Origin of the sequence: Amycolatopsis sp. SID8362, assembly GCF_010550475.1 — a bacterium.
Lineage (GTDB): Bacteria > Actinomycetota > Actinomycetes > Mycobacteriales > Pseudonocardiaceae > Amycolatopsis > Amycolatopsis eburnea.
Window position 1 is genome coordinate 1 of sequence record NZ_JAAGNB010001217.1, and the last position, 16089, is coordinate 16089.

Consider the following 16089-nt stretch of genomic DNA (forward strand, 5'->3'; position numbering starts at 1 on the left):
GCGCTCGACGGGCTGCTCACCGCGTCCGGCCGCGCCGCCCGCTGACCGTGCTCGCCGCGGCCGCGCTGGCGCTCTTCCTGGCCGCGGCACCGGTCGACCAGCCCCCGCTGCCCACGCTGCCGCAGAGCGCCGAGATCCAGCTCAAGCTCGAGCGCGACGGCTCGCTTTCGGTCGCCGAAGCGATCTCCGTGCCCAACGGCGTCACGATGGACCGCCGGGTCGCGCTGCGCGTCGCCGCGCCGCACCACCGCGACCGGCTCTACCAGGTCCGCGACGTCGTCCTCGAAGGCAGCGGGACGGCGAGCGTGGACAAGGACGCCTTCACCGTCCACCTCACCTCCGGAACCTCGATCCTGCGGTACACAGTGGACGGTGCGGTCGACGGCGACCGCGTCACCTGGGAGCTGGCCGGCGGCTGGAGCGCCGAGCTGAAGTTCCTCCGCGCCTCCTTCGCCGCGCCGAAGATCCCGACGGCCGTCGACTGCCTCGCCGGGCCGCCGGACTCCGACTTCCCCTGCGGCGCCGCGCAGATCGACCACGCCGGGCTGACCCGGTTCAGCCAGCAGAACCTCGCCGCGGGCCAGCGGATGACGGCGACCGTCGAGCTGCCCGCGGGCACCGTGCCCGCCAACGCCGTCGTGGTCCCGGCCGCGACCATCGCGGGTGCCTTCGTCCTCACCGCCCCGGTCGGCTGGGCGTGGGCCGGCTTCGGCGCGCTCCTGCTGCTGACGGCCGCGCTGGTCTGGCGCGCCCGGCGCCGCTTTCACGTGAAAGTGCCGCCCCCAGGTGGTCGCTTTCACGTGAAAGTGACGGAGGGGGGCGAGTTCGAGTCGCCGGAGGGCGTGCTGCCGGGGCACGCCGGCGTCCTGCTGCACGGCCGGGCCGGGCCCGCCGACCTGGCCGCGACCGTGCTCGACCTCGCCGTCCGCAACTACCTGTGGGTGAGCGCCGAGGACGGGGACTGGCGGCTGACCCGCCGCAACCCGCCCGACGAGCACCTGACCGCCTTCGAACGTGCCGTCTTCGAGGCCGCCGAGGACGCGGGGACCGTCGCCGGACTGCGGCGGAGCGTCGTCGACATCGACGACGCCCTGTACGCCGACGCCGTCCGCCGCGGCTGGGTCGCGCGGAAACCCCGGCGCCTCAGCCGCGCCGGGATCCGCGTCGTCTTCTACGGCCTGTTCCTCACCGTGCTGCTCGCGCTGACCGTCGGCTACGCCCAGCTCGGCGTCATCCTCGTCCTGGCCGGGGTCGCCGCCGTCGCGACGTCGGCCGCGTTGCCGGCGCGGCGGCGAGCGGGGACCGACCTCACCGGGCGCCTGCTCGGCGTCGCCGAAGCGCTGGCGTCGGCCAAGCCCAAGGACCTCACCAAGCCCCAGCGCGAACTCGTCTTCTCCCGTGGCCTCCCTTACGCGTCAGCTCTGGGCGAACTGGCGCCGTGGGTCGCCGCCTTCGCGGCGCTCCCGCACCCGCCGCGGGTGTACTGGCACGCCGGCGACGTCACCCCTGACCAGGCCGGATCCTTCGCCACGGCGCTCGCGGGCGCGTTCGCCGGTGCCCGCCGCGCCCACCTGCTCGACACCGCGCGGCCGCGCCCCGGTTCCGACCCGCCAGCCGGGACACCGGAACCCGCTCCGCCGTCGTAGGGTGGGGCCATGGCCGATCCCGAGCTCGTCCGATACACCCTCGACAACGGTCTGCGCGTGGTCCTCGCACCCGACGCGACCGCGCCGGTGGTCGGCGTCAGCGTGCACTACGACGTGGGTTTCCGTTCCGAGCCGGAGGGGCGCACCGGTTTCGCGCACCTCTTCGAGCACCTGATGTTCCAGGGCTCCGAGAGCCTCGAGAAGCTCGCGCACTTCCGGCACGTCCAGTCCAGCGGCGGCACCTTCAACGGGTCGACCCACCCGGACTACACCGACTACTTCGAGGTCCTGCCCAGCGCCGCGCTCGAGCGCGCGCTGTTCCTCGAAGCCGACCGGATGCGCGCGCCGAAGCTGACGGCGGAGAACCTGGCGAACCAGATCGACGTCGTCAAGGAAGAGATCCGGCTGAACGTGCTGAACCGGCCGTACGGCGGGTTCCCGTGGATCACCCTGCCGCCGGTGCTGTACTCGACGTTCCCCAACGCGCACAACGGTTACGGCGGCTTCGAAGACCTCGAAAGCGCCACGGTCGAGGACTGCGCCGCGTTCTTCGACACCTACTACTCGCCGGCGAACGCCGTGCTCACGGTGGCCGGTGACTTCGAGGCCGGCACCGCGAAGGAACTGATCGAGAAGCACTTCGGCGACGTCCCGCACCGGCCCGCGCCGCAGCGCCCGTCGTTCGCCGAGCCGCTGCCGACCACCGAACTGCTGGGCGAGACGATCGACCCGCACGCCCCGCTGCCCGCGCTCGGCATCGGCTACCGGATGCCGGACCCGATCAACGACGTCGACGGCTACCTGGCCTACCTCGTGCTGGCCGGCGTGCTCACCGACGGCGACGGCTCCCGCCTCCAGCAGCGGCTGGTGCACCGCGAGCCCCTCGTCGTCGACATCGGGGCCGGCGCCGGGCTGTTCGGCCCGTTCGAGGCCCGCGACCCCGACACGTTCACCATCACCCTCATCCACCCGCACGAGGTGCCCCGCGAGCGCGTGCTCGCCGCGCTGGACGACGAGCTCGAGAAGCTCGCCGAGACCCCGCCGAGCGACGAGGAACTGCGCAAGGTGACGGCCCGCTGGACGGCGAGCCTGCACTCGGAGCACGACCGCCTGGTGTCCCGGACCCTGGCGCTCGGCTCGTTCGAGCTGCTCTACGGCGACGCGTCGCTGGTGTACAAGCTGGCGGACCGGATGTCGGCCGTCACCGCGGAGGCCGTCTCGGCGGCGGCGAAGGCGCTGCGCCCGGACGCGCGCGCCGTGCTGGTGGTCAAGCCCGCTTCGGAAGGGAACAACGAGCAGTGACTTCGGCAACGCACCGCAGTGCGGAGGAGATCGGCCGCACCGCGCAGGGTCCCCGCCCGCTGCCCCCGCTCGGCGCGCAGCGCGCGGCCGCGGACCTGTCCCACGTGGACACCGAACTGTCCAACGGCCTGCGCGTGCTGGCCGTGCGCAAGGCGACCGTGCCGCTGGTCGAGGCGCGGCTGTGGATCCCGTTCGCGGGCGACGACGCGCTGCACCCGGCGACCGCCGAGGTGCTCGCGGAGACGATCCTCACCGGCACCGCGCGGCGCAACCGCATCGAGATCGACGCCGAGCTGGCGCTGATCGGCGGCGACATCGGCGCCGGCGTCGACCCGGAACGCCTGGTGCTGACCGGATCCGCGCTCGCCGACAAGCTCCCGACGTTCCTCGACGTGCTCGGTGACGTCCTCACCGGAGCGACGTACGCCGACGAGGAGATCGCGCGCGAGAAGGAGCGGCTCGTCGAGCGGATCGCCGTCTCGCGCACGCAGCCGCGCACGATCGCGCGGGAAGCGCTGCAGAAGCACCGCTACGGCGACCACCCGGCCACCCGCGAGGTACCGCGCGCCGAAGACGTCGCGGTCGTGACGCCCGAGCAGGTGCGGGCGCTGCACCAGGCGTCCGTGCTGCCGCGCGGCGCGGTGCTGGTGCTGGTCGGCGACCTCGACCCGGCCGCGGTGGTCGGTGACCTCGAAAAGGTGCTCGGCGCCTGGGCGTCCGACCGCTCCGCCGTCCGGCTCCCGGCGCTGCCGGACCTGACCGGGCCGGACGTGCTCCTGGTGCCGCGCGCCGGCGCCGTCCAGTCGCAGATCCGGCTCTCCGCGCAGACCGTCCCGCGCACCGACCCGGGCTACGCGGCGCTGCAGCTGGCGAACCTGGCGTACGGCGGGTATTTCTCGTCGCGGCTGGTGGAGAACATCCGCGAGAACAAGGGGTACACGTACTCCGCGCACTCCGGCTTCGAGTTCACCGACGGCACCGCGGTGGTGAACGTCGACGCGGACACCGCGACCGACGCGACCGCCCCGGCGCTGCTGGAGACCCGCTACGAACTCGGCCGCCTCGGCCAGGTCCCGCCGTCCGGCGACGAGCTGGAATCGGTGCGGCAGTACGCGATCGGCTCGCTGCTGACCTCGACGTCGTCGCAGGCCGGGCTGGCCGGGCAGGTGCTCGCGCTGGCCTCGACCGGGCTGGGCCTGGAGTGGTTGAACGAGCACCCGGCGCGGGTGGCCGCGGTGACCGCCGACGAGGTGGCCGAAGCGGCGCTGAAGTTCTTCGCCCCCAAGCGGTTCACCGGCGTGGTCGTCGGCGACGCGGCGGTGCTGGAACAGAAGCTCCTCGCGCTCGGCGACGTCGTGGTGGGCGAGCCCGCCTGATGTCCGCTCCGTTCACGCTCGCCGATCTGTCCACGCTGTCCCGGTCCACTGTGGACCGCCAGGAAGGCTTGCGCACCAACCCTTCGCGACTGGTGTCGAAGTGGCCCGACGCCCGGGTCGTCCTGCTGGACGACACCGGGCGCACCCCGGTCGTCGAAGGCTCGTCGGTACTGGCGTTCCGCAAGGCGATCGACTTCGGCTCGGAACCCCCGGCTGACGCGGTGTTCCTGGGCGAGTGGCACGACGTCGACTACTGGTCGCTCCCGGGCGGCCCGTCGGGCGAAGCCGACACGGTGAAGATGGCGGGCAGCTGGGGCTTCGTCGAGGAGGTCCCGCGCGCCGCCGGCGAGATCTGGGTCGACCTGCGCGGCTACGGCGACCTGCTGGACGACACGTCGGCAGGCCTGTTCACGACGGCGCAGGCATTGCGCTTCTGGCGCCGTCAAGCCAAGTTCTGCACGCGCTGCGGCCACCCGACCGAGCTGGTCCAGTTCGGCTGGGCGAGCAAGTGCACCAACGACGGCCGCGAGGAGTACCCGCGCACGGACCCGGCGGTGATCTGCCTGGTCCACTCGCTGGAGGGCACGAACGGCTCGCACGTGCTCCTGGCCCGCCAGCCGATCTGGCCGGCCGGCCGCTATTCGGTGCTGGCCGGCTTCGTCGAGGCGGGGGAGTCGCTGGAAGCCTGCGTGGTGCGGGAGATCCGCGAGGAGGTCGGGGCGTCGGTCTCGGACGTGCGCTACCTGGGCAGCCAGCCGTGGCCGTTCCCGCGCTCGATCATGCTGGGCTTCACGGCCCGGGCGGACCGGTCGTTGCCGCTGGTCCCGGCGGACGGCGAGATCGAAGAGGCGCTGTGGGTGTCGCGGGCGGAGGTCCGTGAGGCGTTCGAGAACAGCCAACTGCGGAACGAGGGCGCCAAGCCGACCCCGATCGCGGACGGCGCGGCGGAGATCATCCTGCCGGGCAACTCGTCCATCGCCCGCGTGATGCTCAAGGCCTGGGCGGACGCGGAGGAGTAACCACCCGCGGGCCCTTCACCGGCGTCGAGGTGGGCGGGAAGGGGACCTTCCTCTCATTACATCGCAGGAAAGTCCCCTTCAGCCCACCTTGCCCGCGGCTCACCGCAGGTCACCGCGTTCGATCACCGAGCGGGTCGGCGTGCCCGCGAAGTCCGCCACGCTGCCGTAAGCCAAGTTCAGCGTCTCCAGCCGGTAGCTCCAGTCGCTGCCGCACTGGCAGGTCGCGCCGAACCGCATGTTCACCTGCCACCGGATCCACTCACCCGGCAGCAGGCGAACCGGCGGGGGCCGCCGCTCCCGCTTCGGCCGGCCCCACGCCGACGGCACCACCAGCACCAGCAGCCCGCCGTCGACCTCGCGGAGCGTGACGCCGTCGAGTTCGCCGAGTGAGCGCAGCGCGAACCGCGGCTCGAAGCCGGTCGACTCGTCGACGGACACCTCGTGCAGCGCCGCCCCGGCCGGCACGGGGAACGCCACCGGCACCCCGTTGCGCACGCCGGCGAGCGGGCCACCCCGGGACCGCTTGGTCCAGGTGGTCCGCACCCGCTGCGCCACGACGTCCATGCCCTCCAGCATCCCCGCCTGGGCAACCGGAAATCCGGGAGCGCGCGTTACGGCCGAGTGGCCCAGCGCGGGCCAAGCGTTACCTGCCCGTTTCAGGAGACCGTTGACGGCTGTGCCCCGGCTCACTACAGTCCTGCGAAACCGTCTGTAAAGTATCCTAATTAAGTCGGGAGCGAACGAGTGCGAGCCGGTAGCCCGCGGATGCTGCGCGAGATCAACGATCGCGCCGCCATCGAGGTCCTCCTTCGGGAAGGCCCGTTGACCCGCGCCGAACTCGAACTCGCCATCGGGCTCTCGAAGCCGGCCACCGCGCAGCTCATCACCCGGCTCGAGCTGGACGCCCTCGTCGTCAAGGCGGGTGTGCGAGGCGGGGGACGGGGGCCGCGCGCCCAGCTCTGGGCGGCCAACGGGAGCCTCGCCTTCGTCGCCGCCGTCGATCTGACGCCGCACTTCGCGGACTTCGTCGTCGCCGATGTCGCCGGGGTCGTGCTCGCCGAGTACCGGACGCCGCTGCCCGTGCACGCCGGGGCCGATGTCGTCGGGACCTTCGGGGAGGCCCTCCAGAAGGTCGCCGAAGAAGCCGGAATCAAAAGGGAAGACCTGGCCCACGTCGTGATCGGCGCGCAGGGGGCGTTCGATCCGCGGACCGGCCTGCTGTCCTCCGCGCCGCACATCCCCGGCTGGCTCGGCTTCGACGTCCCGCAGAAGCTCTCCGACGAGCTCGGGGTCGACGTCCTCATCGAGAACGACGTCAACCTCGTCGCCGTCGAGGAGATGAGCGTCGGGATGGCGCAGGACGTCGACGACTTCGTCATGGTGTGGCTGTCCGAAGGCGTCGGCGGCGCCGTCGTGATCGGACGGCGGCTGCTGCGCGGCGCGACCGGCGGTGGCGGCGAGATCGACTGGATGCGCGTGCCCGATCCGGCCACTGTGGACACCGGGGACGTCTGGCCCGAGGCAGGCGCCCGGTTCGGCAACCTGGTCGACTCGCCCGCCATCTGCCGCCTCGCCGCCGCGCACGGCGTCGAAGCCGAAACCGCCTGGGACGCCGTCGCGAAAACCGCGCCGGACCACCCCTTCCGGCACGACCTGGCGAGGCGGGTGGCCGGCGGCGTCGCCAACCTCGTCGCCGTCGCCGACCCACAGCTCGTGCTCCTCTGCGGCGACACCAGCCGCGCGGGCGGCGAGGACTTCGCCGCGCTCGTCGAAGAAAAGCTGCACGAACTCGTCCTGCCGCGCACGCCCGTCGGCTGCGCTTCGGTGCAGGGCAACGCCGTTCGCGCCGGCGCGCTGCAGTCCGCGCTGGCCAAAACCCGCGAGGACGTCTTCGGCGTCGTCACCCCCACGCTCCTCGGCTCACGCCGGACCGAGGACAAGCACCCGAGTAGCCCCAACCGATGAGGAGGAGGGCCATGCCCCCTACCACCCGGACCCGTCGCGGCGCACTTCTCGCTGCCGCCGCCGCGGCGTCCGTCCTGCTGACCAGCGCCTGCTCCGGCGCCGCCGCGCCGAGCGGGGGTGACGCCGCGGCCGCGCCCGGCAAGGACGACAAGCTCACGATCACCGTGTACTCGAAGTTCACCGACCGCGAGTACGGCGTGGTGACGGCCGGCCTCAACAAGCTCAAGGCCAAGTACCCGAACATCGAGATCAAGCACGAGGGCAACCAGGACGACGACAAGCTCACCCAGTCGATCCGCGGCGGCAACCCGCCCGACGTCGCGATCTCCTTCTACACCGACAACCTCGGCGCCTGGTGCTCCACCGGCAGCTTCCAGGACCTGAAGCCCTACATCGAGCGCGACAAGATCGACCTGAACCAAATCCCCGAAGCGGTCCGCAACTACACCGAGTACCAGGGCAAGCGGTGCGCGATGCCGATGCTCGCCGACGTCTACGGGATGTACTACAACACCGACATGTTCGCGGCGAAGGGCATCACCACGCCGCCGAAGACGCTGTCGGAGTTGTTCGAGGACACCAAGAAGCTCACCGAGTTCAACCCGGACGGCTCGATCAAGGTCGCCGGCTTCCTGCCCTCGATGCCGTTCTACGCCAACCAGGCCCAGTACTGGGCGCAGTACTTCGGCGCCACCTTCCTGGGCCAGGACGGCAAGTCGGACCTCGCCACCAACCCCGGCTGGAAGGCGATGTTCGAGTTCCAGAAGCAGCTCATCGACTTCTACGGCGGCCACGACAAGGTCGAGAAGTTCAAGGCGGGCCTCGGCGACGAGTACTCCGCCGACCACGGCTTCCACAAGGGCAAGCTCGCCATGATCATGGACGGCGAGTTCCGCACCGCGTTCCTCAAGGACCAGGCGCCGGAGGTCAAGTACCAGACCGCGCCGTTCCCGGTCCTCGACTCGATGGCCGACCACTACGGCGGCGGCTTCACCACCGGCACCATCATCGCGATCCCCAAGGGCGCCAAGAACCCCGGCGCCGCGTGGGAGCTGATCAAGCAGGTCACCCTGGACACCGACACCCTGGTGGACATGGCCAACGGCCTGAAGAACGTGCCCAGCACCAAGGCTTCGCTCACCTCGCCGAAGCTGGACCTGCAGCCGCAGTTCAAGACGTTCCTCGACATCTACGACAGCGGCAAGCTGGTGGCCAACCAGACCACCCCGATCGGCGACGCGCACCTCAAGGCCGTCAACGACTTCGCGGAGAAGTGGCAGGCCGGTTCGGTGCCCGACCTCATCGCCGGCCTGAAGACGGTCGACGCGCAGGTCAACGACGAACTCAAGCAGAAGGGCGCGGGCGGATGACGTCCACGCTCGCCGAAAAGGCTTCCCCGTCCGCGCCGGCAACGGCGCGGGCGGGGGCCCGCCGGGCCAAGCGCCGCCGGACCGTCTTCTTCTTCATGGCGCCGGCGTTCCTCGGGTTCCTGATCTTCTTCGGCTACCCGCTGATCGCCACGGTCTACTACTCCTTCACCCGGTACGACCTGATCAACGCGCCGGAGTTCATCGGCTTCGACAACTACGTCCGGATGTTCACCACCGAGCCGCTGGTCGGCACGGCCGCGTACAACACGCTGTGGCTGGTGGTCATCCTGACGGTCTGCCGGGTGGTGTTCTCCCTCGGCGTCGCGTCGGTGATCTCGCGGCTCAAGTCGGGCGTCGGCCTGGTCCGGACGCTCTGCTACCTGCCGACGCTCGCCCCGCCCGCGGCGGCGACGCTGGCCTTCGTCTTCGTGTTCAACCCGGAATTCGGGCCGGTCAACCGGTTCCTGCGGCTCGTCGGCATCGACGGCGGCCTGTGGTTCAACAGCCCGTCGATGTCGAAGCCCGCGCTGACGCTGCTGGCGCTGTGGGGTTCCGGCGAGCTGATGATCATCATCCTGGCCGCGCTGCTGGACGTCCCGACCGAGCAGTACGAAGCGGCGGAACTCGACGGCGCCGGCCCGATCCGCCGGTTCTGGCACGTCACGCTGCCCTCGATCTCGCCGGTGCTGCTGTTCGGCGTGGTCAACTCGATCATCTACGCCCTGCAGTTCTTCACGCAGGCGATCGTGGCCGCCTCCGCGAGCGCGGGCACCGCCGACGTCGCGGGCAACTCGAAGCTCATCGGGGCACCGCAGAACTCGACGCTGACGTACCCGATCTGGTTGTACGTCCAGGGTTTCCGCTACTTCAACATGGGTTACGCGGCGGCGATGGCCGTGCTGCTGTTCATCGTCAGCGCGGCGTTCACGTGGATTCTCGTCCGCCAGCTGCGGAAGTCCCAGCACCAGGAGGAGGGCGCATGACCGCGTTGGCCGAAGCGCCGCAGCGCGAAGCGGGCGTGCCGCCGAAGGTGAAGTTCAAGCGGCAGTGGGACAAGCGGCTGTCGTTCATCGCCCTGCACTCGGTCGGCATCGCCATGGGCGTGATCTTCATGCTGCCCATCCTGTTCGTCTTCCTCACCTCGGTGATGAAGAGCGACCAGGCGATGACGGCCAGCCTGTGGCCGTCCGAATGGCACTTCGAGAACTTCGTCGAGGTGTTCCAGAAGGCCCCGCTGCTGTCGTACTTCGGCAACAGCCTGCTGTACTCGGCCGTGGCGACGGCGGGCGCGCTGCTCTCGGCGATCCCGGCCGCCTACGGGCTTTCCAAGCTGCGGTGGCGCGGGCAGAACCTGTTCTTCATGCTGACCGTGGCCGCGATGCTGCTGCCGCCGCAGGTCACCATCGTGCCGCTGTACGACCTGTGGGTGCGGATGGGGCTCACCGGCACGCTGGTTCCGCTGATCGTGCCGTACTTCTTCTTCGACGCGTTCTCGATCTTCCTGCTCCGGCAGTTCTTCCTGACGATCCCGAAGGACTACATCGAGGCGGCGAAGATCGACGGCTGCAACGAGTTCCAGGCGATGTACCGGGTGCTGATCCCGATGGCGAAGCCCGGGATCGCGGCCACCGCGATGTTCTGCTTCCTGTTCACCTGGAACGACTACTTCGGGCCGCTGCTCTACACCGGGGAAAACCGCGACCACTGGCCGCTTTCGCTGGCGATCGCGTCCTTCCGCGGCATGCACCACGTCGAGTGGAACCTGACGATGGCCGCCACGGCCCTCATCATGGCGCCGGTCATCGTGTTGTTCATCTTCGCCCAGAAGTCGTTCGTCAAGGGCATCACATTCACGGGAGTCAAGGGATGAAGCTGGCAGTCGTCGGTGGCGGGTCCACCTACACGCCGGAGCTGATCGACGGGATCGCCGGTCGCCGGTCCACTTTGGACGTCGACGAGATCGTGCTGGTCGACCCGGACGCCTACCGCGTGGAGGCCGTCGGCGGGTTCAGCCAGCGCCTCCTCGACCACGCCGGGCACCCGGCGCGGGTGCGGACCACGCAGTCGCTGGAAGAAGGCGTGGACGGCGCGTCCGCGGTGCTGATCCAGCTGCGGGTCGGCGGGCAGCGGGCGCGGCGCTCGGACGAGACGTTCCCGCACGCCTGCGGCTGCGTCGGGCAGGAGACGACCGGCGCGGGCGGCCTCGCGAAGGCGTTGCGCACGGTACCGGTGGTGCTCGACATCGCCGACCGCGTGCGCAAGATCGCCGGCGACGACACGTGGATCGTCAACTTCACCAACCCGGTCGGCATCGTCACGCGCGCCCTGCTCAACGAGGGCCACCGCGCGGTCGGGCTGTGCAACGTCGCGATCAACCTGCAACGCCAGTTCGGCAAGCTGCTCGGCGTCGGCGCGGACGACGTCAAGCTCGTCCACACCGGACTCAACCACCTGAGCTGGGAGCGCGGCGCGCTCGTCGACGGCGTCGACCGGCTGCCCGAACTGCTCGAGCGGCACCTGGACTACCTGTCCGATGAGGTCAGTGTGCCGCGGGAGTGGCTGCGGCGGATGAACGTCGTGCCGTCGTACTACCTGAAGTACTTCTACGCGCACGACGAGCAGGTCGCCAAGCAGCGCACCGAGCGGCCGCGCGCGGAGGTCGTTTCCGACGTCGAGGAAGAGCTGCTGAAGATCTACCTCGACCCGGAGCAGGACACGAAGCCGGAGTCGCTGGAGAAGCGCGGCGGGGCGTACTACTCGGAAGCCGCCGTGCAGCTGGTGCACGCGCTGACCGCGGGCGGACCGGCCGAGGAGCACGTGGTGAACGTCCGCAACGACGGCACGTTCCCGTTCCTCCCGGACGACGCCGTCATCGAGTCCCGGTCCACTGTGGACTCGTCCGGCGCGACACCGATTCCGCAGCCGCCGGTGGAACCCCGGTTCTCGGGCCTGATCTCGGCGACGACGGCGTACGAGTTCCTCGCGCTGGAGGCGGCGGTGAAGGGCGGCCGCGACCGCGTGGCCGACGCGCTGCTGGCACACCCGCTGGTCGGCCAGTACACGAAGGCCGACACACTCGCCGATTCGCTGGTGCGGATCAACCGCGAGTACCTGCCCTGGGCGCGCGGATGAAGCCTGCCATCATCGCGATCGACGGCGGCAACAGCAAGACCGAGGTCCTGGTGATCTCGGAAGACGGCGTGGTGCTGGGGAAGTCCAGAGGTCCCGGCGCGTCGCCGCAGAACATCGGCGTCGCGGCCTGCGTCACGGCGCTGGAAGGCCTGGTGCTGGAGGCTTTCCCGGACTTCGGGGAGCGGCCGTTCGCGGTCCACACCTCGGCGTACCTGGCCGGGCTGGACTTCCCGCGTGAGGAAGAGGCACTGCACGCGGCACTGTCCGCGCGCGGCTGGAGCGACACCCTGACCGTCGGCAACGACACCCTCGCGCTGCTTCGGGCGGGCAGCGCGGGGGTGGGTGTCGCGGTGGTGTGCGGGGCCGGGATCAACGGTGCCGGAGTCGGCCCGGACGGCCGCGTCCACCGTTTTCCGGCGCTGGGCAAGATTTCCGGCGACTGGGGCGGCGGGTACCGGCTCGGCGAAGAGGCGCTGTGGTGGGCCGTCCGCGCCGAGGACGGCCGCGGCCCGCGCACGGCGCTGATGCCGGCGGTGGCGGCGTACTTCGGGAAGCCGACGCTGCTGGACGTCGTGCAGGGCCTGCACTTCGAGGAGATCGACGCGGCGTCGATCCACGGCCTGTGCCCGCTGCTGTTCGAGGTGGCGGCGGACGGCGACGAGGTCGCACAGGACGTCGTGACGCGGTTCGTGGAGGAGGTCAGCGTGTTCGCCGCGGTGATCCTGCGCGAACTGGACCTGACCGAGGAAGCGCCGGAGATCGTCCTCGGCGGCGGCGTGCTGACCGGGATCGGCGCCCCGGTGATCGCGGAGATCGAGAAGCGGTGCCTGAAGGTGGCGCCGCGCGCGGTGGTCCGCGTCGTCGACGTGAACCCCGTGGTGGGGGCGGCGCTGTTCGGACTCGACACGCTGGGTGCGCCGGAGGCCGCGAAGACGGCCTTGAAGGCGGCGACCCAGCGCGTCTGAAGACCCTGGCGGGACCTGCCTCGAAGCGGCGCGAGGCAGGTCCCGCCAGACCCCCGTCACGGCACCAGGATCTCGCCGGTCTCCAGCAGGGACTTGAGGTCGGAGAGCACCCAGGCCCAGCCGCCACCGGCGTTCTCGCCCGGCCCGGCGTTGATGTTCTCGTGCACCCCGCCGACCATCTCGGCGGTCAGCGGCGCGCCCGTGAGGTCGTGGGTGATGGTCAGTCTGGTGCCGGCGGTCTTGGTTTCTTCGATGTCGTAGGTGAGCGTGGTGTACGGCTCGGTCTCCATGCCGTCGATGCCCACCAGCAGTTTCCAGGTGATCACGAGCTTGCGCGGCGGGTCGACTTCGAGCACCTCGCCGTCGACGAGGTCCCCGGTCATGCCGGCGTCGATGAACGCCTGCGTCGGGCGGGTCCGGTGCTTGCCGCCGACCTTGAGGTCGAAGTCGACGAGGCCGGTGTAGCCGTACTTCTGCGTCCACTCGGGCTTGGTGATGGCTTCCCAGATGCGCTCCGGGGTGGCCTTGATGTAGACGCGGTGGACCTGCACGGTGTTCGTCATGGTTCTTCGCCTTCCAGTTCGTTCTTGAGGTCGAGCAGCGCCGTGACCTGGCGCTCGGTGTACTTGTCGATCCACCGGTCGTGGATCTGCCGGATCGGCACGGGGTTGAGGAAGTGCCGCTTCTCGCGGCCGTCCTTGCGCGTGACGACGAGTCCGGCTTCTTCCAGCAGCTTCAGGTGCTTCATGACGCCGAAGCGGGTCATCTCGACCTGGGTTTCCAGCTCGGTGAGCGTGCGGCCGTCACGCTCGAAGAGCAGGTCGAGCAGGAACCGGCGGGTCGGATCCGCCAGCGCCTTGAACACCAGGTCGTCTTGCACGTCCTCAAGATAGGTGACCAAAAGGTCACATGTCAACGGTCGCCAAAGCCGTGAAGGCCTCCTTACCGGCTTTTATGACCGGTAAGGAGGCCTTCACGGCTTTTTCTCTAGACCACCAGGGAGAGCGGGAGGATCAGGGCGATCGCCACCACGGAGATCAGCGTCTCCATCACCGACCAGCTCTTCAGGGTCTGGCCGACCGACAGGCCGAAGTACTCCTTGACCAGCCAGAACCCGGCGTCGTTGACGTGTGAGAAGAACAGCGACCCCGCGCCGATCGCCAGCACCAGCAGCGCGCTCTGCGACGGGTCCATCCCCGCCGCCAGCGGGGCGACGATGCCCGCCGCGGAGACCGTCGCGACCGTGGCCGAGCCGGTGGCCAGGCGGATCGCCACCGCGACCAGCCAGCCGAGCAGGAGCGGGGAGAGGTTCGCGTCCTTGGCGAGGCCGGTGATGACGTCGCCGACGCCGGCGTCGACCAGGGTCTGCTTGAAGCCGCCGCCCGCGCCGACGATGAGGATGATGCCCGCGATCGGGCCGAGCGAGTCACCGACCACAGTGGACAGCTTGTCCCGGCCCAGTCCGGCCGGGCGGCCCAGCAGCACCATGCCGACCAGGACCGCCGCCAGCAGCGCGATCAGCGGGTCACCGACGAAGTCCAGGATCTTGCGAGCCCCGCTGCCCTTGTCCAGCAGGATGTCGGAGAGCGCTTTCGCCAGCATGAGCACGACCGGCAGCAGCACCGTCGTGAGCGTCGCGGCGAAGCTCGGGCGCGGCTTGTCGGTGTCGGCGCGCTCCGGGATCAGGCGCTCGGGCGGCTGGGCGTCCGGGACGAGCCGGGCCGCCACCTTGCCGAACAGCGGGCCGGCGATGACGAGCGTCGGGATGCCGACCAGCAGGCCGAACGCCAGCGTGACGCCGACGTTCGCGTTCAACGCGCCCGCCGCGGCGAGCGGGCCCGGGTGCGGCGGGACCAGGCCGTGCAGGACCGAAAGCCCGGCCACCGCCGGAATTCCCAGCAGCATCAACGGTTTCCCGGTGCGCTTGGCCGCGAGCAGCACCACCGGGATCAGCATGACGAGGCCGATCTCGAAGAACATCGGCAGCCCGATCAGCGCCGCGACGAGCGCCATCGCCCACGGCAGCGCGCCCCCTCGGGCCCGGCCGAGCACGGTGTCGACGATCTGGTCGGCGCCGCCGGAGTCGGCCAGCAGCTTGCCGAGCATCGCGCCGAGCGCGATCAGGATGCCGACGGAGGCGACGGTGCTGCCGACGCCGGTCGTGAAGCTCTTCAGCAGCTTGTCGACCGGCATCCCGGCGGTCAGCCCGAGCGCGAGTGAACCGAGCACCAGCGACAGGAACGGGTGCAGCTTCACCTTGGTGATCAGCACGACGATGACGGCGATCGCGACGACGGTCGCGATGATCAGCCGGGAATCGTGGCCGGTCCAGGCGGCGGCGAGGGTGGTCATGAGCGCTCCCGGAAGGCGGTCAGGGCGGCGTCGGTGATCGCCGCGGGTGTTTCGCGGATGTCGAAGCGGGCGCCGGGCTCGTCCGGCTCGAGCGGTTCGAGGTCGGCGAGCTGGGAGTCCAGCAGGGACACCGGCATGAAGTGGCCCGAGCGCGACTTCATGCGCTCGGCGAGGATCTCGCGGTCGCCGTGCAGGTGCGCGAACCAGACGTTCCCGCCGGTCCGCAGCACGTCGCGGTACCGGCGCTTGAGCGCGGACGACGTCACGACGCCGCCGCCGTCCTGGTGCTCGCGGATCCAGCCGGCGATGGCCTCGAGCCAGGGGGCGCGGTCCTCGTCGGTCAGCGGGTGCCCCGCGGTCATCTTGTCGATGTTGGCTTTCGGGTGGAACGAGTCCGCTTCGGCGTACTCGACGTCCAGTGCCCGCGCGAGCGCGGTCCCGATCGTCGTCTTCCCGGAGCCAGACACGCCCATCACCACGATGACGGTCATCCGCACCTCCCACTTCGTTGTGCCCAGGTGAGTCAAACTCAAAAGTACTACTTATTCAAGATGAAGTACTACTTAATCGAATCAGACGGCTAGGTTGGACCGGGTGAGGCACGAGCAGGTACTGGACGCGCTGGGTGCGGCGATCGCGAACGGCGAGCTGCCGCCGGGCACCGTGGTGCGGTCCGAAGAGCTGCAAGAGCGCTTCGGAGCGTCGCGGACGGTGGCGCGCGAAGTCGTCCGCGTGCTGGAGACGATGCGGCTGACCAGCAGCAAGCGGCGGGTCGGGGTGACCGTCCGCGAGGCGGCGGAGTGGAACCACTACGACCCGCGCCTGATCCGCTGGCAGCTCGACGGCCCGGCCCGCCCGGCGGCCCTCGCGACCCTGAACGAGCTCCGCTCGGCGATCGAACCCTGCGCGGCGCGGTATGCGGCCCTGCGCGCGACCCCGGAGGAGCGCGGCCGGCTCGGCGC

General features: G+C 70.4%; 16 protein-coding genes. 11 read left to right on the forward strand and 5 right to left on the reverse strand.

Translation table 11 applies throughout. The features are described 5' to 3' along the window. Positions 1–47: 47 nt before the first annotated feature. The 4 genes from G3I65_RS37630 to nudC are packed head-to-tail and all read left to right on the forward strand — an operon-like array spanning position 48 to position 5343. A complete protein-coding gene (locus G3I65_RS37630; protein WP_160700326.1) occupies positions 48–1646 on the forward strand; it encodes a DUF2207 family protein in 1599 nt (532 codons plus the stop codon). A 9-nt stretch (positions 1647–1655) separates the two neighbouring features. Next, positions 1656–2948 carry a pitrilysin family protein gene (locus G3I65_RS37635; RefSeq protein ID WP_160700312.1) on the forward strand — a complete coding sequence of 431 codons (1293 nt, stop codon included), beginning with the start codon at positions 1656–1658 and terminating at the stop codon, positions 2946–2948. After that, complete coding sequence (locus G3I65_RS37640; RefSeq protein WP_160700313.1) at positions 2945–4324, forward strand: pitrilysin family protein; 1380 nt, start codon at positions 2945–2947, stop codon at positions 4322–4324. The genes G3I65_RS37635 and G3I65_RS37640 overlap by 4 nt, the downstream gene beginning before the upstream one ends. Continuing rightward, positions 4324–5343 carry an NAD(+) diphosphatase gene (nudC, locus tag G3I65_RS37645; RefSeq protein WP_160700314.1) on the forward strand — a complete coding sequence of 340 codons (1020 nt, stop codon included), beginning with the start codon at positions 4324–4326 and terminating at the stop codon, positions 5341–5343. The genes G3I65_RS37640 and nudC overlap by 1 nt, the downstream gene beginning before the upstream one ends. Positions 5344–5442: 99 nt before the next feature. Here nudC and G3I65_RS37650 read toward each other — a convergent pair whose 3' ends face one another. Next, positions 5443–5907: a hypothetical protein gene (locus tag G3I65_RS37650; RefSeq protein ID WP_166641076.1), complete on the reverse strand. Its 465-nt coding sequence runs from the start codon at positions 5905–5907 to the stop codon at positions 5443–5445. Positions 5908–6108: 201 nt separating this feature from the next. On the opposite strand from G3I65_RS37650, the gene G3I65_RS37655 reads away from it, so the two are divergent. Genes G3I65_RS37655 through G3I65_RS37680 form a run of 6 tightly spaced genes read left to right on the forward strand, consistent with a single transcriptional unit; the run spans position 6109 to position 12775 of the window. Further along, positions 6109–7308: an ROK family transcriptional regulator gene (locus G3I65_RS37655; RefSeq protein WP_160700327.1), complete on the forward strand. Its 1200-nt coding sequence runs from the start codon at positions 6109–6111 to the stop codon at positions 7306–7308. 11 nt (positions 7309–7319) lie between these two features. Next, positions 7320–8678 carry an extracellular solute-binding protein gene (locus tag G3I65_RS37660; RefSeq protein ID WP_160700316.1) on the forward strand — a complete coding sequence of 453 codons (1359 nt, stop codon included), beginning with the start codon at positions 7320–7322 and terminating at the stop codon, positions 8676–8678. Beyond that, positions 8675–9661: a carbohydrate ABC transporter permease gene (locus tag G3I65_RS37665; RefSeq protein ID WP_160700317.1), complete on the forward strand. Its 987-nt coding sequence runs from the start codon at positions 8675–8677 to the stop codon at positions 9659–9661. The genes G3I65_RS37660 and G3I65_RS37665 overlap by 4 nt, the downstream gene beginning before the upstream one ends. Continuing rightward, positions 9658–10548, forward strand: coding sequence for a carbohydrate ABC transporter permease (locus tag G3I65_RS37670; protein ID WP_160700318.1), 891 nt, complete (start codon positions 9658–9660; stop codon positions 10546–10548). The genes G3I65_RS37665 and G3I65_RS37670 overlap by 4 nt, the downstream gene beginning before the upstream one ends. Next, positions 10545–11810: a 6-phospho-beta-glucosidase gene (locus tag G3I65_RS37675; protein WP_160700319.1), complete on the forward strand. Its 1266-nt coding sequence runs from the start codon at positions 10545–10547 to the stop codon at positions 11808–11810. Before G3I65_RS37670 ends, G3I65_RS37675 begins: the two co-directional genes overlap by 4 nt. After that, the gene (locus G3I65_RS37680) at positions 11807–12775 is read left to right on the forward strand and encodes an N-acetylglucosamine kinase (RefSeq protein ID WP_160700320.1); all 969 of its coding nucleotides are present in this window, start codon (positions 11807–11809) and stop codon (positions 12773–12775) included. The genes G3I65_RS37675 and G3I65_RS37680 overlap by 4 nt, the downstream gene beginning before the upstream one ends. 56 nt (positions 12776–12831) lie before the next feature. Here the strand turns inward: G3I65_RS37680 and G3I65_RS37685 are convergent, their stop codons facing one another. From G3I65_RS37685 to G3I65_RS37700, 4 genes are all read right to left on the reverse strand, one after another. Beyond that, positions 12832–13338 carry an SRPBCC domain-containing protein gene (locus G3I65_RS37685; protein ID WP_160700321.1) on the reverse strand — a complete coding sequence of 169 codons (507 nt, stop codon included), beginning with the start codon at positions 13336–13338 and terminating at the stop codon, positions 12832–12834. Continuing rightward, positions 13335–13655 carry a helix-turn-helix transcriptional regulator gene (locus G3I65_RS37690; RefSeq protein ID WP_249026972.1) on the reverse strand — a complete coding sequence of 107 codons (321 nt, stop codon included), beginning with the start codon at positions 13653–13655 and terminating at the stop codon, positions 13335–13337. Before G3I65_RS37690 ends, G3I65_RS37685 begins: the two co-directional genes overlap by 4 nt. A gap of 107 nt (positions 13656–13762) precedes the next feature. Beyond that, positions 13763–15127: a gluconate:H+ symporter gene (locus G3I65_RS37695; protein WP_160700323.1), complete on the reverse strand. Its 1365-nt coding sequence runs from the start codon at positions 15125–15127 to the stop codon at positions 13763–13765. Further along, positions 15124–15618 (reverse strand): gluconokinase, encoded by a 495-nt coding sequence (locus G3I65_RS37700; protein ID WP_166641077.1) that lies wholly within the window; start codon positions 15616–15618, stop codon positions 15124–15126. Before G3I65_RS37700 ends, G3I65_RS37695 begins: the two co-directional genes overlap by 4 nt. 103 nt (positions 15619–15721) lie before the next feature. Here G3I65_RS37700 and G3I65_RS37705 point away from each other — a divergent pair. Then, positions 15722–16089 (forward strand): GntR family transcriptional regulator (locus tag G3I65_RS37705; RefSeq protein ID WP_160700325.1); only part of this gene is annotated, 368 nt, incomplete at its 3' end.